This is a genomic window from Aureibaculum sp. 2308TA14-22, from assembly GCF_040538665.1.
GTDB lineage: Bacteria > Bacteroidota > Bacteroidia > Flavobacteriales > Flavobacteriaceae > Aureibaculum.
In genome coordinates this window covers 2742016-2761377 of record NZ_JBEWXT010000001.1, presented here as the reverse complement: position 1 = coordinate 2761377, position 19362 = coordinate 2742016, and the positions used below count along the sequence as shown (strand labels likewise).

At 33.1% G+C, this 19362-nt stretch carries 17 protein-coding genes, 1 tRNA gene and 1 pseudogene; 12 read left to right on the top strand and 7 right to left on the bottom strand.

Annotated elements, in window-relative coordinates; genetic code table 11:
- Window positions 1-13 precede the first annotated feature (13 nt).
- The 7 genes from U5A88_RS12420 to U5A88_RS12390 all read left to right on the top strand — a co-directional run bounded on the left by U5A88_RS12420 (window position 14) and on the right by U5A88_RS12390 (window position 7433).
- On the top strand, window positions 14-1180 hold the full coding sequence (locus U5A88_RS12420; RefSeq protein ID WP_354206897.1) for a trans-sulfuration enzyme family protein: 1167 nt from the start codon (window positions 14-16) through the stop codon (window positions 1178-1180).
- Window positions 1180-2184, top strand: a complete 1005-nt coding sequence (locus U5A88_RS12415) for a homocysteine S-methyltransferase family protein (RefSeq protein ID WP_354206895.1) — start codon at window positions 1180-1182, stop codon at window positions 2182-2184. The genes U5A88_RS12420 and U5A88_RS12415 overlap by 1 nt, the downstream gene beginning before the upstream one ends.
- Entirely contained in the window at window positions 2184-4871 is a 2688-nt protein-coding gene (gene metH / locus U5A88_RS12410; protein ID WP_354206894.1) for a methionine synthase, read from the top strand. The genes U5A88_RS12415 and metH overlap by 1 nt, the downstream gene beginning before the upstream one ends.
- Window positions 4872-4894: 23 nt before the next feature.
- Window positions 4895-5851, top strand: coding sequence for a methylenetetrahydrofolate reductase [NAD(P)H] (metF, locus tag U5A88_RS12405; RefSeq protein ID WP_354206892.1), 957 nt, complete (start codon window positions 4895-4897; stop codon window positions 5849-5851).
- A 124-nt stretch (window positions 5852-5975) separates the two neighbouring features.
- Window positions 5976-6293 carry a thioredoxin gene (trxA, locus tag U5A88_RS12400; protein WP_354206890.1) on the top strand — a complete coding sequence of 106 codons (318 nt, stop codon included), beginning with the start codon at window positions 5976-5978 and terminating at the stop codon, window positions 6291-6293.
- A gap of 77 nt (window positions 6294-6370) precedes the next feature.
- Window positions 6371-7294: a DUF58 domain-containing protein gene (locus tag U5A88_RS12395; protein ID WP_354206888.1), complete on the top strand. Its 924-nt coding sequence runs from the start codon at window positions 6371-6373 to the stop codon at window positions 7292-7294.
- Window positions 7295-7359: 65 nt separating this feature from the next.
- Window positions 7360-7433: transfer RNA gene (locus U5A88_RS12390), tRNA-Asp, on the top strand.
- A gap of 241 nt (window positions 7434-7674) precedes the next feature.
- On the opposite strand, the gene U5A88_RS12385 is transcribed toward U5A88_RS12390, so the two are convergent.
- From U5A88_RS12385 to U5A88_RS12375, 3 genes are read right to left on the bottom strand one after another with little or no spacing between them, the layout of a single operon-like run.
- Window positions 7675-8064: a hypothetical protein gene (locus tag U5A88_RS12385; RefSeq protein WP_354206886.1), complete on the bottom strand. Its 390-nt coding sequence runs from the start codon at window positions 8062-8064 to the stop codon at window positions 7675-7677.
- Window positions 8057-8551 (bottom strand): hypothetical protein, encoded by a 495-nt coding sequence (locus U5A88_RS12380; RefSeq protein ID WP_354206884.1) that lies wholly within the window; start codon window positions 8549-8551, stop codon window positions 8057-8059. Before U5A88_RS12380 ends, U5A88_RS12385 begins: the two co-directional genes overlap by 8 nt.
- Complete coding sequence (locus tag U5A88_RS12375) at window positions 8535-9287, bottom strand: TIGR04255 family protein (protein ID WP_354206882.1); 753 nt, start codon at window positions 9285-9287, stop codon at window positions 8535-8537. Before U5A88_RS12375 ends, U5A88_RS12380 begins: the two co-directional genes overlap by 17 nt.
- Window positions 9288-9778: 491 nt before the next feature.
- Between U5A88_RS12375 and U5A88_RS12370 the strand changes: the two genes are divergently transcribed.
- Entirely contained in the window at window positions 9779-10981 is a 1203-nt protein-coding gene (locus U5A88_RS12370) for a serine hydrolase domain-containing protein (protein ID WP_354206880.1), read from the top strand.
- A gap of 70 nt (window positions 10982-11051) precedes the next feature.
- On the opposite strand, the gene U5A88_RS12365 is transcribed toward U5A88_RS12370, so the two are convergent.
- Entirely contained in the window at window positions 11052-12059 is a 1008-nt protein-coding gene (locus tag U5A88_RS12365; protein WP_354206878.1) for a metallophosphoesterase family protein, read from the bottom strand.
- Between the two features lie 104 nt (window positions 12060-12163).
- Between U5A88_RS12365 and U5A88_RS12360 the strand changes: the two are divergent.
- Both U5A88_RS12360 and U5A88_RS12355 read left to right on the top strand, forming a co-directional pair.
- Window positions 12164-13455: pseudogene (locus U5A88_RS12360) on the top strand (DPP IV N-terminal domain-containing protein); the annotation flags it as partial.
- Window positions 13456-13506: 51 nt separating this feature from the next.
- Entirely contained in the window at window positions 13507-14397 is an 891-nt protein-coding gene (locus tag U5A88_RS12355; RefSeq protein ID WP_354208186.1) for an alpha/beta hydrolase family protein, read from the top strand.
- Between the two features lie 31 nt (window positions 14398-14428).
- Here the strand turns inward: U5A88_RS12355 and U5A88_RS12350 are convergent, their stop codons facing one another.
- The 3 genes from U5A88_RS12350 to U5A88_RS12340 form a co-directional block, all read right to left on the bottom strand.
- Window positions 14429-14806 carry a hypothetical protein gene (locus U5A88_RS12350; protein WP_354206876.1) on the bottom strand — a complete coding sequence of 126 codons (378 nt, stop codon included), beginning with the start codon at window positions 14804-14806 and terminating at the stop codon, window positions 14429-14431.
- A 45-nt stretch (window positions 14807-14851) separates the two neighbouring features.
- Window positions 14852-16222: an aldehyde dehydrogenase gene (locus U5A88_RS12345; RefSeq protein ID WP_354206874.1), complete on the bottom strand. Its 1371-nt coding sequence runs from the start codon at window positions 16220-16222 to the stop codon at window positions 14852-14854.
- A 357-nt stretch (window positions 16223-16579) separates the two neighbouring features.
- On the bottom strand, window positions 16580-17083 hold the full coding sequence (locus U5A88_RS12340) for a DUF456 domain-containing protein (protein ID WP_354206872.1): 504 nt from the start codon (window positions 17081-17083) through the stop codon (window positions 16580-16582).
- Between the two features lie 122 nt (window positions 17084-17205).
- Between U5A88_RS12340 and U5A88_RS12335 the strand changes: the two genes are divergently transcribed.
- Together U5A88_RS12335 and U5A88_RS12330 are read left to right on the top strand one after the other, a co-directional pair.
- Window positions 17206-17574: a BlaI/MecI/CopY family transcriptional regulator gene (locus tag U5A88_RS12335; protein WP_354206870.1), complete on the top strand. Its 369-nt coding sequence runs from the start codon at window positions 17206-17208 to the stop codon at window positions 17572-17574.
- A gap of 6 nt (window positions 17575-17580) precedes the next feature.
- Window positions 17581-19353: a carboxypeptidase-like regulatory domain-containing protein gene (locus U5A88_RS12330; protein WP_354206868.1), complete on the top strand. Its 1773-nt coding sequence runs from the start codon at window positions 17581-17583 to the stop codon at window positions 19351-19353.
- Window positions 19354-19362 lie beyond the last annotated feature (9 nt).

Below are 19362 nucleotides of genomic sequence, written 5' to 3'. Positions count from 1 at the left end.
TAAATATCAGTTAATGAAAAAGAAAAATTTTGAAACGGAAGCGATAAGAACTCAAATTGAACGTTCACAATTTTTAGAACATTCTAGCCCAATGTATTTAACTTCTAGTTTTGTTTTTGAAGATGCTGAAGATATGAGAGCTTCTTTTGCTGAAGAAAAAGAACGAAATATTTATAGCCGTTTTACCAATCCAAATGCTTCTGAATTTGTAGATAAAATTTGTAAAATGGAAGGGGCGGAAAATGGAGTTGCTTTTGCTTCGGGCATGTCAGCCGTATTTTCAACGTTTGCGGCATTGTTAAATAGTGGTGACCATATTGTTTCTGCACGTTCAGTTTTTGGTTCTACACATACGTTGTTTACTAAGTTTTTACCAAAATGGAATATCACTACAAGTTACTTTAAAGTAGATGAAGTTGATAAAATTGAAAGTCTAATCACGCCGAATACAAAAATTCTGTATGCGGAGAGCCCAACCAATCCCGCAGTTGATATTTTAGATTTAGAACTGCTCGGTAAAACCGCTAAAAAACACAATTTGTTGTTGGTAATTGACAACTGTTTTGCCACTCCTTATTTACAAAAACCAATTGAGTTCGGAGCAGATTTAGTTATCCATTCCGCCACTAAGTTAATTGACGGTCAAGGTAGAGTGTTAGGTGGTATAACAGTTGGTAAAGCAGATTTAATTAGAGAAATCTATTTGTTTTCTAGAAATACGGGCTCGGCGTTATCACCTTTTAATGCCTGGGTATTATCTAAAAGTTTAGAAACATTAGCAGTCAGAGTCGAGAAGCATTGTGAAAATGCATTTAAAATTGCTGCATTTTTGGAGAAACACTCACAAATAAACTGGGTAAAATATCCTTTTTTAAAATCGCATCCACAACATAAAATCGCCAAAAAACAAATGAAAGCGGGGGGGAATATTGTGGCTTTTGAAATTGAAGGTGGAATTAATGCGGGCAAAAATTTTCTAAATGCCATAAAATTATGTTCTTTGTCAGCCAATTTAGGGGATACCCGAACCATTATTACCCATCCTGCCTCAACTACGCACAGTAAATTGAGTGAAGAAGACCGCTTGGAAACTGGAATTACGGATGGCCTGGTACGGATTTCGGTAGGATTGGAACATGTAAATGATATTATTGAAGATTTAGAACAGGCGTTAAATTAATGAAAGATATTCTACAAGAATTACAAAAACGGATTTTAGTGTTAGACGGTGCTATGGGTACTATGCTACAAGACTATAAATTTTCTGAAGAAGATTTTAGAGGCGAGCGTTTTAAAGATTTTCACCTACCATTAAAAGGAAATAACGATTTGTTATCTATCACGCAACCACAAGCTATAAAAGACATACATGCTAAGTATTTTGAGGCTGGAGCAGATATTATTGAGACCAATACGTTTTCTAGCACAACCATAGCCATGGCGGATTATGAACTTGAAGATATTGTTTATGAACTCAATTATCAATCTGCCAAATTAGCGAAAGAAGTTGCAGATGAATTTACAAAAAATGAACCCAATAAACCACGTTTTGTCGCAGGTTCAATTGGACCAACAAACCGAACAGCTAGTATGTCTCCAGATGTGAACGATCCAGCTTTTAGAGCCGTAACTTTCGATGAATTAAGCATTGCCTATAAACAACAAGTGGAAGCATTAATTGATGGTGGAGTAGATTTGTTATTGGTAGAAACTATTTTTGATACCTTAAATGCTAAGGCTGCTTTATTTGCCATTGAAGAGGTAAAAGAAGAAAAGAATATTGATATACCTGTAATGGTTTCAGGTACAATTACTGATGCCTCAGGTAGAACTTTATCGGGACAAACCGTTGAGGCTTTTTTAATTTCAATTTCTCATATTCCATTGTTAAGTGTTGGATTTAATTGTGCATTAGGAGCAGATCAATTAAAGCCCTATGTACAACGATTATCTAGAACTAAATCGTTTTTTACTTCGGCTCATCCTAATGCGGGTTTACCAAATGCTTTTGGAGAATATGATCAAACTCCTGAGGAAATGCAAGATTTGATAGAGAGTTATTTAAAAGATAATTTGATTAATATTATTGGAGGATGTTGTGGTACAAACCCTAAACATATTAGAGCAATAGCTGAAGTTGCTCAGAAATATGAGCCAAGAAAATTAAATGTTGAAATTTGTTAATGGATACAGACTGTAAAAAATATTTAACCTTATCGGGTCTCGAACCCTTAATACTAACTCCAGAAAGTAATTTTATTAATGTTGGTGAGCGTACCAATGTTACGGGTTCTCGAAAATTTTTAAGACTAATAAAAGAAGAAAAATACGAAGAGGCCTTAAGTGTTGCTAGAGATCAAGTAGAAGGTGGTGCCCAAATCATAGATGTGAATATGGATGAAGGGATGCTTGATGGAGAACAGGCCATGGTAAAGTTCTTAAATCTAATTGCTTCCGAACCTGACATTGCCAGAGTACCAATAATGATTGATAGTTCTAAATGGCACATTATAGAAGCTGGATTAAAAGTGGTGCAAGGTAAATGTGTGGTAAATTCCATTAGTTTAAAGGAAGGTGAAGAAGAATTTATCCGCCAAGCGAAGTTGGTAAAACGCTATGGTGCCGCTTTGATTATTATGGCGTTTGATGAAGAGGGTCAGGCCGATACGTATGATCGTAGAATTGAAATTTGTAAACGCTCCTATGATACTTTAGTTGATAAAGTCAAATTTCCTGCTCAGGATATCATTTTTGATCCTAATATTTTCCCCGTAGCAACAGGATTAGAAGAGCATAGATTAAATGCTTTGGATTTTTTCAAAGCGACAAAGTGGATTCGAGAAAATCTACCTCATGCTAACGTCAGTGGCGGTGTGAGCAATGTCTCGTTTTCGTTTAGAGGAAATAATCCTGTACGAGAAGCCATTAATGCTGCTTTTTTATATCATGCTATTCAACATGGAATGACCATGGGTATTGTAAACCCAACTATGTTAGAGGTTTATGATGATATTCCAAAAGATTTATTAGAACGAGTAGAAGATGTGCTATTCGATAAACGGGATGATGCCACCGAACGATTGTTGGAGTTTGCAGAAACCGTTGTAGGTAAAGATAAGGTTGATGATAATACCAAAAATTTATGGCGTAACGATTCCCTTCAGGATAGAATTACATATGCTTTAGTCAAAGGAATTGACGCCTTTATTATTGAAGATGTAGAAGAGGCCAGATTAGCATCCGACAAGCCAATCCAAGTTATAGAAGGTAATTTAATGACCGGAATGAACGTAGTGGGCGACCTTTTTGGAAGCGGTAAAATGTTTTTACCGCAAGTTGTAAAGTCTGCACGTGTAATGAAAAAAGCAGTGGCGTATCTTAATCCATTTATTGAGGAAGCAAAAGATCCCGAGGCACCAGCCGAGGGAATCGGAAAGATATTGATGGCGACCGTGAAGGGTGATGTTCACGACATTGGTAAAAATATTGTAGCAGTAGTTTTGGCTTGTAATAATTACCAAATTGTTGATTTAGGTGTGATGGTACCTCCTGAAAAAATTATTGCCGAAGCAAAAAAACACCAAGTAGATGCTATTGGTTTAAGTGGATTGATAACACCGTCATTAGATGAAATGGCGTATATGGCAGAGGAAATGGAAAAGAACCAAATGAATATTCCATTATTAATTGGTGGTGCAACCACATCAAAAGCCCATACTGTAGTGAAAATATCGCCAAAATATAACAATACGGTGGTTCACATTAATGATGCTTCACGAGCCGTTACGGTTGTGGGTAATTTGTTAGATAAAAATAGCGAAGACTTTAAAAAGCAAATTAGAGAAGAGTATGATAGTTTTAGAGAGAACTTTTTAAGCCGTAAAAAAGCAAAAGAATATACAACCATTGAAGTTGCAAGAGAACGAAAATTCAACATTGATTGGCAAACATCTAATATTACAAAACCCAAAAAATTAGGAGTTACCATTATTGAAGATTTTGATTTAAGCCTTTTAAAAGATTTTATTGATTGGAGTCCGTTTTTTAGAAGTTGGGAGTTGCACGGTAAATACCCCAACATCCTAACCGATAAGGTTGTAGGTGAACAGGCAACAGTGATATTTGAGGAAGCCCAAATGTTGTTGGAGCGTATTTTTGATGAAAAATTATTAAATGCCAAAGCCATATTTGGTTTGTTCCCTGCAAATTCTGTTAATGATGACGATATTGAAGTTTATGATGAAAATAGTAATGTGCTAGAAACTTTCTTGACTTTACGTCAACAATTAAAAAGACGTGAAGGTATTCCAAGCTATGCCTTGGCGGATTTTATAGCTCCGAAAACGAAAGAAAAACAAGATTATATAGGTTGCTTTGCGGTAACTACAGGTTTTGGCACAGACGAATTGGTCAACACGTTTAAAGAAAAACTAGATGATTACAATGCTATAATGGTAAAAGCCTTGGCGGATAGACTGGCAGAAGCTTTTGCAGAATACTTGCACAAAAAAGTACGAACAGAATATTGGGGATATGCTGCTAATGAAGATTTATCTAACGAAGAATTAATTAAAGAGAGTTACAAAGGTATTAGGCCGGCACCAGGTTATCCTGCTTGTCCTGACCATTTAGAAAAGAAAACAATTTGGAAACTCTTAAACGTTGAAGAAAGCATAGGTATGAAACTCACTGATAGCCTTGCCATGTGGCCTGCGTCAAGTGTTTCAGGGTATTATTTTGGAAACGAAGAAGCCAAGTATTTCGGTTTAGGAAAAATAAAAGAGGATCAGTTGATTGATTACGCAGAACGAAGAAATATTTCGCTAGATGAAGCTAGAAAATGGCTAAATCCGAATTTGGCTGAAGAATAAATTAGAACCTCATTCTTATAAAAATGAAGATAACAGAACATATAAAACAAGCTAAAGGAAAAACGTTGTTTTCTTTTGAAATTATTCCACCTCAAAAAGGGAAGAATATTCAAGCGTTATACAATAATATTGATCCTTTAATGGAGTTTAAACCTCCATTTATTGATGTAACTACTTCAAGAGAAGAGTATGTTTATATTGATAAAGAAGGGGGTTTGCTCGATAGAAAAATTACTAGAATGCGTCCAGGTACGGTAGGTATTTGTGCTGCAATAAAGCATAAATACAATGTTGATACTGTACCACATGTGTTGTGTGGAGGTTTTACTAAAGAAGAAACGGAATATTTATTAGTGGATTGTCATTATCTGGGTATTGAAAACGTTATGGCTCTAAGAGGAGACGCTATGAAGCAGGAGCAATATTTTAAAGCATGTAATGGTGGACATTCATTTGCTTCAGAGTTAGTAGAACAAATTCAAAACTTAAACGCTGGTAAATATTTGCACGACGTAATTGATGCAGATGATAAAGCCGATTTTTGTATCGGTGTTGCGGGTTATCCTGAAAAGCATTTAGAAGCTCCATCACTACAAACAGATTTAAAACGCTTAAAACAAAAAGTGGATACTGGTGCAGATTATGTGGTTACACAAATGTTTTTTGACAATAAAAAATTCTTCGATTTTGTAGATGCGGCTAGAAAATCAGGAATTACTGTTCCGATAATTCCAGGAATTAAGCCTATAGCAGTAAAACGACATTTACAGTTATTACCTCAGGTATTTAAAATTGATTTGCCGGAAGAATTAATTAAAGAGGTAGAGAAGTGTAAAGATAATAAAGCCGTTCGCCAAGTTGGTGTAGAGTGGTGTATTAAACAGTCTAAAGAATTATTAGATGCTGGAGTACCTGTGTTACATTATTATTCAATGGGAAAATCTGACAATATTAAAGCCGTAGCAAGGGATGTTTTTTAAAGGTTTTGTAAGGATATAGCTATTTTAAATACTAACATAAGCAAAAGCAATTATCTATTGTTTTGATTGGCAAAATAATTGCTATTTTTGTAATGTAAAATTATAACAATAATATTTAAATAATATGGCATTAGAAGTTACAGATGCTACTTTTAACGAAGTAGTATTAAAATCAGAAAAACCTGTTTTAGTAGATTTTTGGGCTGCTTGGTGTGGGCCTTGTAGAATGTTAGCTCCAACAGTTGATGAATTAAGTACCGATTTTGAAGGTAAAGCGGTTATAGCAAAATTAGATGTTGATGCAAATCAAGAATTTGCTGCAAAATACGGTGTTAGAAATATACCTACTATTTTAATTTTTAAAGGAGGAGAGGTTGTAGATAAACAAGTTGGCGTAGCTCCAAAGGCTACATATACAGAAAAACTAGAGGCTTTAGTTTAAAATTTCAGTTTTAAAAAATATAAAAGGTTTGTTTCAGACATAGTCAGATTCAAACCTTTTTTTATAACTTGTGCTTAATGTCTGTTAAAGAAGCAAAAAACATTTACGGAATCAAAAACTTAGAACTACTGGCTAATCAGGTAGTTGAAGGTTTTATTACGGGAATGCACAAAAGTCCTTTCCATGGGTTTTCTGTGGAATTTGCCGAGCATCGGTTGTATAATAAAGGGGAGAGTACTAAGCATATAGATTGGAAACTGTATGCCAAAACAGATAAACTTTTTGTAAAAAGATATGAAGAGGAAACCAATTTAAGATGTCATTTAATTATTGATAATTCGGCTTCAATGCATTATCCACAATTAAAAAATCCTTCTTTGGAACGACTTAATAAAATAGGGTTTTCAGTAATCGCTTCAGCTGCTTTGTTAGATATTTTAAAACGACAACGTGATGCTTATGGGTTAAGTGTCTATTCTGAAGGTAATGAATATTATGCTCCCGCTAAAGGTAGTGAACGTCATAGGCGAATGTTACTGAATCAGTTAGAATTGTTGTTGGAAAAAGAATCAAAAACCAAAACCAAAACATTTGCAGCTTTACATGAGATAGCAGATAAAATACACAGACGTTCTCTGATATTTTTATTTACAGATATGTTTCAGGCGGACAGGGATGAAGAATTATTGTTTGAAGCTCTACGCCACTTAAAATATAATAAGCACGAAGTGGTGCTGTTTCATACTTTTGATGGAAAAAAAGAACTAAATTTTGATTTTGATAATACTCCAAAAAGATTTGTTGATGTAGAAACAAGAGAGCATATTAATCTTTATCCGGATACGGTAAAGGAGGGTTATAAAACTATACTTGATAACTATTTTAATAACCTGAAAATGAAATGCATGCAGTATAAAATTGATTATGTTCCTGTCGATATTAACCAAGGCTTTGAACAGGTGCTGACTACATATTTAATTAGTAGAAAAAGATTTTTGTAATAAATTTCATAAAAGGTTTTGCCAATTTAAAAAACGAGTTTATATTTGCACTCGCTTTAAGCAACGGTTTGGTAGTTCAGCTGGTTAGAATACCTGCCTGTCACGCAGGGGGTCGCGGGTTCGAGTCCCGTCCAGACCGCTAAAATTTCTCGGGTTAAAGAAATTTTAATAACGTTGTGTTGTTTTTAGTAGTTTACATATAAACTACTCTAACGTTAAGTTAGTCGATGAAAAGCTTCCCTAAATTTGGGATGCTTTTTTGTTTTAGCGAGGTTTTAGTTTATTCAAACACTCCGCATGCCTACTCCTAAAACTCCACTAAGTTGTTTATATCTTATTACTGATAAATTAGTATAGGACTTTTAATCTAATTGAAATTTCTATATATTGACTTTTGTTGAAGTTCTTGATAGAATGCCAGGAACACTTTCATCCTCTTCGTTAAAACCAATTATTATACAGTGAGATGGATTGTCTACGTCGTTATTTTTCACAGGATCATAAATTGCTGACAATTTTAAATCAAGAATGGTTTTATTATTAATCAACCAAAGACAAAATCGACTTGAATTGGCAATGCTCTTTAATGGAGTCGTTAGTGAAGCCAAATCTACAGATAACTTGCCATCATCTTTTGGCCTTGGTGTAAAAGCTCTTGAAGTTGGTCTTCCTGTTCTATGATCTATATACCTTTTATCTTTCCGATATACTCTACGATAAAAGTTTTCAGTTTCATCTTCAATTTTATCTCCAGGGTTTAATTTATTCAAGCCATCTGACGTAATTTTGTAGTTCAAAATTTTCGTAATTGCCTTGATCAATGAATTTATTATTTTCAAACTTCACAAATTTTATTTTATCTGGGTATATTATTAGTTCCATTTCCCTTAGTTTATTTTTAAAAAGTATTAGAACTTCTTCATTGGGACCGGGAGATGCCAAATAACCGTTTAGGTTAAACTCATTAAATTGTTTTAGCACTGAAATTGATTTATCAATGGTGGAACTCGGAATTTTCTTTGCTCCATCTTGATCCCAATTTTCTTCTAAAAAACGAAATGATTTTATTTGATGAGACAATAAATAGTTGTCATAAGATAAACTTCCTCGAAATTTTAATGAAATTGAAATACTAGGTGTTGGAAATGATAGAAAATGACTGTCGCTTACCTTGAAACTATCGTTAGTGATCGTTGTAGGATTTGTACTGTCATACTCAGGAATAATAAATGTACTTAAATCACTTGAAGCTATCATAGAATTTACTTGTTATTGAATTTTTAAAAAGATCACTTAAAATATCATGGCCAGCGTCCAACCATTTATTAACATCATCAAAAGATGTTACTATATTGTTAAAAATTTGGTACTGCCATACAATAGCAGGTTTATTTTGTTTACTCTTACCGTTTGAAATTACAAAATTTACTGTACTTCCGTCATTTATCTTAAAATTACTGGTAATATTCATCCCAGAAGATTCACCATTTAATACCTTAAAATTGTTGTCTAAAGACACTTTAAAATTTTCATTAATAAACTTTTGTTTCTGCTCAAACGTCATTTCATTCATTTCTATTGCGTCAATATACCTTAAAGAAACCTGCCTTATTTTTACAGGTTCACTAAAACTATTAGATAATTTAGTCATACAATCCCTAACCAAATAACTGTATTCTGACCAGATATAATTTTTTTCTGTATCATTTACGGTTAATAATCCATCACCTAATTGTATTACAGGCCAAACACCTTCATCTTTCCAAAACTGAAATGATATATTGGGAAATATTCTGATTTTGTCATGTTTAGGAAAAGATATTCTTTTAGGAAAATCATTTTTAATTTTTTCAGCAAACAATCCCAAAGCAAAATCAAAATTTTCATTTGTTCGGATACCCTTTGCATTAATATCTTCTTCTAGGTGAAGTTCAAAAACTACCTCTTGTAAAGGTGAATTTGGAAGTTTTGCAATATGTTCTTCTTTATCCAATATTAAATATATGTTTTAAAGAATATATAAAATTAGTTCTTTTAATAAAAAACGTTGTTATTATTTCGTTAAAATACAATTAATTTTTTAATACGAAAGTAGTTCTTTAAATAAAAAGATCAAATTAATTAAATTTCGTTAATTCTAAGTCTTGCTAAAAGAGTCTGTTTAAATTATCTTGTCCAGATACCAAACTAAAGTGTTGTGCTGGTGTATTTCTCAAAAAATCGGGGTATGCAAATTACTCTAAATTATTAAGTTAAAAGTTTCCCAAAACTGGGATGCTTTTTTGTTTAAAGCAGATTGTGATATGTTTTGAATACTTCATTCTTTTCAGTTAACAAAGTTATCCCCAAACTTTTTTTCTTGTTTGTGTTGACGAGTTAAATTCCTCCAGATTTGTTACATGTTATCATAAAACCATGAAATTCACGTTAGTAAGTGTGAACTGATAAAAAATCTTAGGTGATTATCGCTTTACACGTTTATACATGATTATTTTGAAAAAATATTTTGTAGTCATATTGTTAACTTTATTAGTTGTTTTGAGTAGCTTTTTCTTAGGTGCAAAACCGCTTTCTACACAGAAAGATGTGGGTGAGCCTTTTACCACAATAGCGACTCAAATTGAAAAGGAAAGCCCTATTTTAATTGAAAAGTACCCTTTAAAACAAACGAAAAAGGTGAGTAATAAATTAGATTCTTTATTACACCGTATTAACAAGAGGCACGATTTTCACGGATCATTATTAGTTGCAAAGAATGGAAAAATCCTTTATGACAGCCACGTCGGTTATGCAAATTTTAAAAAGAAAGAACCACTAAATGAACGTTCCGTATTTCAATTGGCTTCAGTAAGTAAACAATTTACTGCAGCGGCTATTATGTTATTGTATGAACGGAATCAGATTCAACTTACAGATACTGTAAACAAGTATTTTCCAGACTTTCCATATGAGGATATAACTATTAAAAACCTGCTAAATCACACTTCAGGATTGCCAAAATATTTTTGGGTTGCTGAGCATGAATGGAAACAGAAAAAAGCACCAACAAATAGTGAAATGATGACCTTGTTGGAGTCAAGCAAAGCACAACGCTTTTTTAAGCCTGGGCGGAAATTTGACTATTCTAATACTGGTTATTTTGTATTGGCCTCTATAGTTGAAAAAGTTTCAGGTGAAAGTTTTAGTACTTTTGTAACTAAAAATATTTTTGAACCACTAGATATGAATGACTCTTTTGTTTTAAGTTCAGAAAACGAACGCACCGTAGAAAATCATCTAGAAGGTTATAGGTTATATAGAGGTTGGAGACATTTAAAAATTAATAATACGGTTAATGATGCCATTGTAGGCGATAAGAATGTTTATTCTTCAAGCAGAGATTTATATAAGTGGGTAAATGGCTTAAATAACGGAAAATTACTTTCAAAAGAATCTGTGAATCTTATGTATGCTAGAGGAGAAACTGTTTATGGTAAAAAAGTACCATATGGTTTTGGCTTAAGAATTAATACCAAAGACCAAAATATGATTTATCATTATGGTAAATGGAATGGTTTTAGCACAGGGCTTACGCAATACCAAGAAGACGAATTGGTGGTTATTATTTTAGAACATACCAGTTATAATGCTATGGCTTCGCTGAATAAAAAAGTAAAGAAAATTATTATGGAAAATTTCCAATCTTAATATGATTTAGTAAACCTAGTCTGTGAAAAGCATCCCTAAATTTGGGTTGCTTTTTTGTTTTATAGAATATTTAAAAATTAACCTGATAATCAGATATCTCTGCAGAGGATGCCATCCCATCAATACCTTTAAGCATGCCCATTTCGTAGGGAGAAGGTGACATCCATTCACTTTTAACACCTTCAATAGCCATTGTTCCTTTTGAATTTAAAGTTGCGAAGGCATATAATGGGTCTTTGTAACCTGCAATATGGTGTAAATTACTATATTCTTTGTATAGTTCTTTTGAAAAACGTTTTTTGCTACTGTATTTATCAGACATCCATTGGTAAGACATACTGTTTATTTCCACATAATCTATTCCGTTTTGATGGTGGTGATAATCTATATGGTTATGGCCATTTAAGCAACAAATTACTTTTTCTTTTTGAGCTTCCATGATTTTTTGTAGCGTTAAACGATTTTTTACACCCCACTGATAATGCCACAAACTTTGATGTGAAAATACAATAGTTGGTAATTTAGTAGTTTCTAAATCAGCTTTAAACCATTCAATTTGTTCGTTGTCAATATAAGTTCTAGCATTATCCTCTATGTAAAAATTCGCCTTGTTATAATCTATAAATTTTCCATCTTGGTAAATAAAATTAGCATCCAAGACGATAAAATGATAGCCTCCAAAATCGTAAGAATAATAAGTTTTAGGCATGCCCCAAAAATCTAGCATTTCTTGTTTAGAATGCCTATCCATATCATGGTTTCCTAAAATATGATACCTTGAACCTTTAAATTGCTCCCAAATTTTTAAGAAGTCCTTGTTTTTAGTTTCAGCAAAACAAAAATCTCCCATTTGAATGATAAAATCTACATTTCGTTCTTGTGCTTTGTGTATAAAGGTTTCTAAGCGTTTATCGGCATCTGGCATTAAGTCTTTATGCACATCAGTAACAATACCAAAAGTTAAATTTTTAGCCGTTTTACCATTTGAGATTGATGGTGTAAATGACAATAGCGTTGTAGGTGCTAATGAGGCTGCAGCTCCTAAACCTAATTGATTTATAAATTTACGTCGTTTCATCTATTCAAGCGTTAATTTGCTATTTTTATTTATTGAAGTTCATTGCTCTAATCTAAAGATAATTTCTGTACTTTTAGATCATCTAATTCTTAGAATATATAAAGATGCAAAAAATAATCCTAACCTTTTTTTTCTTAGTTACAACGTCAACCTTAGCTGCCCAAGATTCAAAATTATCGTTAGAACGGATATTTAGTTCCAACGAATTTCAATCCGAACGTTCAAAATCTTTACGTTGGTTTAATGGTGGTAATGACTTTACAACATTAGAAACATCTGCAAAAACCGAAGGTGGATTTGACATTGTTAAAACAAATACCTTAAAAGGTACACAAGAAGTTATGATTCTGGCAGAATGGTTAATTCCAGAAGGGAGCAATAAACCATTGTCAATTTCAAATTATCAATGGTCAGAAGATAAAAGTAAAGTGTTGATTTTTACAAATACAGCTCGTGTTTGGAGATACCATACCAAAGGCGATTATTGGGTGTTAGATCTAAAAACCAAAAACCTTAAAAAATTAGGAGGAACAAAAGCGAAACCATCTACATTAATGTTTGCAAAATTTTCACCTGACGTTAACAACGTAGGCTATGTGCGTGAACATAATATTTATGTGGAATCTTTGGTTGACAATAAAATTACTGCTTTAACAACCGACGGAACAGACAAAATTATCAACGGTACTTTCGATTGGGCTTACGAAGAAGAGTTTGCTTGTAGAGATGGTTTTAGATGGAGTCCGGATGGTTCTAAAATTGCCTATTGGCGAATTGATGCTTCTACTATCAAGAACTTTTTGATGATTAACAATACAGATTCTTTATATTCATTTACTATCCCTGTACAATATCCTAAAGCTGGTGAAAAACCATCGGAAGCTAAAGTTGGTGTGGTGAGTGCAATGGGTGGTAAAACTACTTGGATGCAACTTCCAGGTGATGCAGCAAACCAATACATTCCAAGAATGATTTGGAAACCGAATTCAGAAGCGGTGTTAGTACAGCATATGAACCGCCAACAAAACCATAACAAGGTTACGGAATGCAATGCCAAAACCGGAGCGGTTAATGTTATTTACGAAGATAAAGAAACAACTTGGCTTGATGCTGTTAACGATTTTCAATATTTAAAGGATGGTGAAGCCTTTACTTGGGTGAGTCAAAAGAGTGGATGGAAATCGGCTTATAAAATTAGCAAAGGCAAAGAAATACAATTAACGCCTTCGGATTACGATATGATTAATGTTGTATTGATTGACGAAAATCTAATTGGCTGTATTTTATGGCCAGTCCAGATAATGCAACTCAGAAATACCTGTACAGAACAAAAATGAATGGTAAGCAAAGAGCTGAAAGATTAACACCAAAGAATCAATCAGGAACGCATAGCTATGATATTTCGCCCAATGGTAAGTTTGCCAAACACACCTATTCATCCGCAGAAATGCCACCCATAACCGAGTTGATTTCATTGCCCAACCACAAGGTAATAAAAACCTTGGTGAGCAATAGTGATTTAAAACAAAAAGTAGCCGCAATAGATAAGGGTGCTTTGGAATTTTTTAAAGTAAAAGTTAATGACGGTACAAGTTTAGATGGGTATATGATTAAACCACCAAATTTTGATACTTCAAAAAAATATCCAGTACTGTTTTACGTCTATGGTGAACCAGCTGGGCAAACCGTAAAAGATGCCTGGGGAGGATCACGTTATCTTTGGCATCAGTATTTAGCTCAGCAAGGGTATATAATAATGAGTATAGATAACCGTGGTACGCCTGGGCCAAAAGGGCGTGAATGGCGTAAATCTGTTTATGGGCAAATTGGTGTTTTAGCATCGCAAGACCAAGCGGAAGCAACGAAAAAAATTATAGAAACCTACCCTTTTGTTGATGCTGATAGAATTGGTATTTGGGGATGGAGTGGTGGTGGCTCTATGACGTTAAATATGATGTTCAGATATCCCAAAATATATAAAACAGGCATGTCAGTTGCACCTGTTCCAGATCAAAGATTGTATGATAATATTTATCAAGAAAGATACTCGGGTGTACCTCAATTAATGCCTGAAAGTTATCAAAAAGGCTCTCCCATAAATTATGCTAAAAACTTAGAAGGTAATTTGCTAGTTGTGCATGGTACTGGAGACGATAATGTACATTACCAAGGAACAGAACGATTAGTCAACGAATTGATAAAGCACAATAAAATATTTTCTATGATGTCTTATCCAAACCGTAGTCATAGTATTCGTGAAGGTGAAAATACATCAAGACATTTAAAAGAAATTTTGACAAATTATTTGATGCTAAATTTGCTGGCTGGAGCTAAATAAGCACTAAGATAATAGGTGTATAGTTAGGCTCTTATTTTTTGCGTTCGCCCGTAATATCAAGAGTACCTTCGGAATACGAAACTATTCCGGTAAATTGATTTTTTTTAAAATTAAGGTTGAATGAAACGTCTGTATCTTCTATGTACATAATAAAAGTAAGATTATTACCTTCAAGTTTGGGCTTTATAATCTCATTTTTATATTCTCCTATCAAAGTGTAACCATATAATTCTCCCTCTTTGTCTTCAAGAATTAATTCGCCTATTTGGTACTCTACAGGAGCATTGGGTACTGAGTAATTCCAAGTGCCAATTACATCTTTAATGTCTGAGTTTGCATCTGTTAATATGAAACTTGAAAGAAGTACTATTGAAAAAAGAAGAATACTTGTTTTTAATAAATTTTTCATTGTAAACTGTTTTATTTTGATTTTAAAGGTAATAAAATTTAATATTTAAAAAAGATGTTTTATTTTTTTAATCCATTTTAACGGTAATTTATAAGGCGGATATCGCAAGGGGATATCCAACCAATTTGCTTTTTTTATAATGGCCTTGTGATGCGAAAAAATATCAAAAGAAGTTTTACCGTGATACGCACCAATTCCGCTTTGTCCAACGCCACCAAAAGGTAAACGCTTATTAGTGATTTGTATAACGGTATCATTAATTGCCCCGCCACCAAAGCTGTACTTTTGAATTATTTTTTTCTGAAATGATTTTTTGTTTGAAAAGACATAAACCGCTAAGGGTTTACCATAGTTGGAAATATATGTGTCAACATCCGATTCATTTTCATAAGCGATAATGGGCAGTATTGGGCCAAAAATTTCGTCTTCCATTAGTTTGCTGTCGAACGTTGGTTCATTGACTAAAGTTGGCGATAGGTAATTATCGTCATCATTGGTTTTTCCTCCAAAAAGAATTTCTTCATCGTGCAACATTTCTTTTAACCCCTCGTAATGTTTTTTACTGACCGTTCTGGCATAATCGGGAGAAACCTCTATATTTTCTCCGTAACACTTGATAATGTGTTTTTTAAGAGCTTCAATCAATTTCTTTTTTACGTTTTTATGTACCAAAATATAATCGGAAGCGATACAAGTCTGGCCTGCATTTAAAAACTTGCCCCAAACAATGCGTTTTGCGGCTAGTGAAATTGAAGCTGTTTCATCAACAATACAAGGGTTTTTCCCGCCAAGTTCTAAAGTAACGGGAGTTAAATGTTTGGCTGCACTTTCATATACAATTTTTCCTACACGAGTACTTCCTGTAAAGAAAATATAGTCCCATTTTTCGGCTAATAATTGTTGTGATGTTTCTACACCGCCTTGAACAACAGTTACATGCTCTGGATCAAATACAGCTTTTACAATTTCTGAAATTATGCTTGCTGTATGTGGAGTAATTTCTGAAGGTTTTACAATCGCGGTATTTCCGGCGGCTACTGCTCCAATTAATGGAGCAAAAACTAGTTGAAAGGGATAATTCCATGGAGCAATTATTAGAACAGAGCCATAGGGTTCTTTATAAATAGAATCTGAAGAAGGCCAATTCATTAATGTAGAAGCTACGCTTTCGGGGCTTGCCCATTCGTCTATTTTTTTTAAGGCTAGTTTTAATTCTGCTAGTACAAATTGCGTCTCTGCCGCTAAGGTTTCAAAGACAGGTTTTTTAAAATCAGCATAAAGAGCATCACAAATATCATTTTCTCTTGCTATAATTTCTCGCTGCAGTCGCTTTAAAGACTTCTTTCTAAAAGCAATGTTTTTTGTTTGTTGTGAATTAAAGAAGCCTTTTTGTTGTTGTATAATCTCGTGAATCATATTACCTGCTATCAATATTGCTACAATATATCTAATTTTAATGGATTTGCTAGTTCATTTACTACAAATTATAATGCCTTAAGTTTAAATTCTGTAAATTTTTAGTAAATTTAATATGCTCATAACCAGTTATTTAAAAACAAAATAAAAAATAATTTAAATTTATTGTAGGAACTTTTAGAGCTTAATTGTTCTATTAGTGTAAGTGAAACATAAAGTAAACTTTTTAAAAGTCCCTAAAAAGAAACATTTACAACAAATAATCAACAGAAAAAGAAATATCTCGACGGAGATAACAAAATTTACAACCCAATTCATATTTATAAGACTTTTCACTTTTGGAAAGTCTTTTTTTATTTATCCAACTATGAGGTGCCAATGGTCATAAGCCTTACTTACAAACAATACCAAAAATACCATACTCACCAAAAATTTTACAGTTGTAGAGAATAGGAAACCTAAAAAAGAACCGAAGCTAGCCCTAACGGCTCGCTTGGTGTCTTTGCTATCGTGCATCATTTCCCCAATAAAAGCACCAACAAATGCTCCTATAATGAAGCCAAAAGGTATGGGTGAGAATAAGCCTATTAGTAATCCAATTGTGGTGCCAATGGCTCCAGATTTACTGCCACCAAATTTTTTAGTACCCATAGCAGGAATTATATAATCTAATATCCAAATAAATAAGGCAACGCCTAAAGTTACTCCTAAAAAAGTCCAATTCATAGGTACGGCATCAGTTAAGTGTAGTACTAGTAAACCTAGCCATCCGGTAAAAGGCCCAGGTAGTACAGGTAAAAAAGAGCCGACCAAGCCTAGAAACATTAGGCATCCACCAAGAATTAATAAAAATATATCCATTTAATTTTTTACTTATTTGACGAAGATAAATAAAGTTTGTTACAAAATATATAACTAAAAAATTAGTTTAAACTAAATATTTAGTTATATTTGTCAAATAAAATTCATTCAAAACCTAAAAAATGAAACAATTAACAAAGGCAGAAGAGCAGATTATGCAGATTATGTGGCAATTAAAATTATGTAACGTAAAAGAAATTATTGAAAAATTTCCTGAACCAAAACCCGCGTATAATACTGTTTCTACGATAGTTAGAATTTTGGAGGATAAGAAATTCGTTGATCACGAAACGCATGGCAAGGGCTATAAATATTTTCCTTTGGTGGAAAAATCATCGTACAGCAATCAGAGTTTGCACAAGCTCATGAATGGCTATTTTGGAGGTTCTTTTAAAAGTATGGTGTCCTTTTTTGTAGAAAAAAACGATGTGAGCTTAAAAGAATTAGAAGGAATTTTAAAGGAAATTAATGACAAAGAGTCAGAGAATTAAACAATTATGTTAGACTATATTATCAAAGTGTTATTGTTCCAAACACTATTTTTAGCGTTTTATGATTTGTTGTTGAAAAGAGAGACCTTTTTTCAATGGAATAGAGTTTACTTATTGGCTACTTCAGTTTTGGCTTATGTTATACCGTCAATTAAAATTAATCAAGTCCAAGAAATGATACCTCAAGAATATTTGGTACTATTGCCCGAGGTGGTATTAAATCCATCTGCGGTAATAGAGCAGCAATTCGATTGGTCAATGCTGTTCTTTTTGGTCTTAAAAGTTATTTTTTGGTTTGGTGTTTTGGTCGCTAAAACTTTTTTTGTCTTAAGACTTTATAAGATTATAAAATTAATTACTACCAATGATAAAGAGTTTACCTCTAGTTATTATTTGGTATGGTTAAAAAACAACAAGGCTTTCTCTTTCTTTAACTATATTTTTTTAGGTAAAGAGCGTAGCAATAAATCACAGATTATTGAACATGAACTGGTGCATGTTAAACAAAAACACAGCTTAGATCTGTTATTTTTTGAACTCCAAAAAATTGTGTTTTGGTTCAACCCTTATAGTTATTTGTACCAGGCCAGAGTAGCAGAACTTCATGAATTTATAGCCGACTCAAAAGCAATAAAAGCTGAAAGCAAAGCAATCTATTTCAATAATTTATTGGCTGAAACTTTTAGCACACAAAATATATCATTTATTAACCCATTTTTTAAAAAATCATTACTTAAAAAACGTATCGTTATGTTAAACAAAAACAAATCAAAACAACTGTTAAAATTTAAGTATGCATTGTTAATACCTGCATTGCTAGGAATGTTGGCCTATACTTCCTGTGAAAAGGCGGAACCTATTATTGAGAAGGAAACTCCACTTGAAGAAATAACAATAGAGAGTCCTGAAACAAAAAAATTTATTGATGAAAGATTGAATAAGATTATTGAAGAATTGAAAAAGGCGGATAATGGAAATGATGATAGGAAGCAAATGACAAAAGAGGCACTTTATTTATATTTGCTCAAAAAAAAAGAAGAAGTCAATAGTCATATTTCAGGAAAAGAAGAAGTAGAATCTAGGCCTATTGATGAGATTGTTATAAAAAATGGCGTACCCTTTGCTGCCATAGAAAATGCACCTATTTTTCCTGATTGCGAAAATGCTGAAGATCCTAAAAAATGCTTTCAAGAAAGCATTCAAAAATATGTTGGCCAGAAATTTAATATGGGCTTAACCAAAACATTGCAATTAGAACCAGGAGAAAACAAGGTTTATGTACAGTTTAAGATTGGCAAGGATGGAAGTGTTACAGCAGTAAGAGCTCGTGCTCCACATGCTGATTTAGTGAAAGAGGCCATAAGAGTGATAAAAAGCCTTCCTAAAATGATTCCGGGTGAATATGAAGGAAAAAAAGTAGCGGTAAAATATACCTTGCCCATTACCTTAATGGTTACCAATAGCGAAGATCAAAAACATGGTGTTAATTATCAAAAAAGTAAACTTGAAAGCCAACCTAAAGTATTAGCTTCAATTAACAACACTCTAAAACAGGGTGTAATTTATGGTAATGTAAACGGCAACGTTTCAGGAAAATTAAAAGGGCTTCCGGGAGTTGCTATTTCTGTTAAAGGTAAAAGTGCAGCTGTTGTTACTGATTTTGATGGAAATTTTAAAATTAAGGCTAATAAAGGTGAAACTCTAGTTTTTAATTTTAAAGGATTACCACAAACGGAATTTAAAATAAATGAAAACAACAATTATAAAATTACAATGTAGTACCATTGA

Bases quoted from the DNA above. Each gene is read 5' to 3' on its own strand.
- U5A88_RS12420 (WP_354206897.1), top strand. From the start codon at position 14: ATGAAAAAGAAAAATTTTGAAACGGAAGCGATAAGAACTCAAATTGAA.
- U5A88_RS12415 (WP_354206895.1), top strand. From the start codon at position 1,180: ATGAAAGATATTCTACAAGAATTACAAAAACGGATTTTAGTGTTAGAC.
- metH (WP_354206894.1), top strand. From the start codon at position 2,184: ATGGATACAGACTGTAAAAAATATTTAACCTTATCGGGTCTCGAACCC.
- metF (WP_354206892.1), top strand. From the start codon at position 4,895: ATGAAGATAACAGAACATATAAAACAAGCTAAAGGAAAAACGTTGTTT.
- trxA (WP_354206890.1), top strand. From the start codon at position 5,976: ATGGCATTAGAAGTTACAGATGCTACTTTTAACGAAGTAGTATTAAAA.
- U5A88_RS12395 (WP_354206888.1), top strand. From the start codon at position 6,371: ATGTCTGTTAAAGAAGCAAAAAACATTTACGGAATCAAAAACTTAGAA.
- U5A88_RS12380 (WP_354206884.1), bottom strand. From the start codon at position 8,551: ATGATAGCTTCAAGTGATTTAAGTACATTTATTATTCCTGAGTATGAC.
- U5A88_RS12370 (WP_354206880.1), top strand. From the start codon at position 9,779: ATGATTATTTTGAAAAAATATTTTGTAGTCATATTGTTAACTTTATTA.
- U5A88_RS12365 (WP_354206878.1), bottom strand. From the start codon at position 12,059: ATGAAACGACGTAAATTTATAAATCAATTAGGTTTAGGAGCTGCAGCC.
- U5A88_RS12355 (WP_354208186.1), top strand. From the start codon at position 13,507: ATGCCACCCATAACCGAGTTGATTTCATTGCCCAACCACAAGGTAATA.
- U5A88_RS12350 (WP_354206876.1), bottom strand. From the start codon at position 14,806: ATGAAAAATTTATTAAAAACAAGTATTCTTCTTTTTTCAATAGTACTT.
- U5A88_RS12345 (WP_354206874.1), bottom strand. From the start codon at position 16,222: ATGATTCACGAGATTATACAACAACAAAAAGGCTTCTTTAATTCACAA.
- U5A88_RS12340 (WP_354206872.1), bottom strand. From the start codon at position 17,083: ATGGATATATTTTTATTAATTCTTGGTGGATGCCTAATGTTTCTAGGC.
- U5A88_RS12335 (WP_354206870.1), top strand. From the start codon at position 17,206: ATGAAACAATTAACAAAGGCAGAAGAGCAGATTATGCAGATTATGTGG.
- U5A88_RS12330 (WP_354206868.1), top strand. From the start codon at position 17,581: ATGTTAGACTATATTATCAAAGTGTTATTGTTCCAAACACTATTTTTA.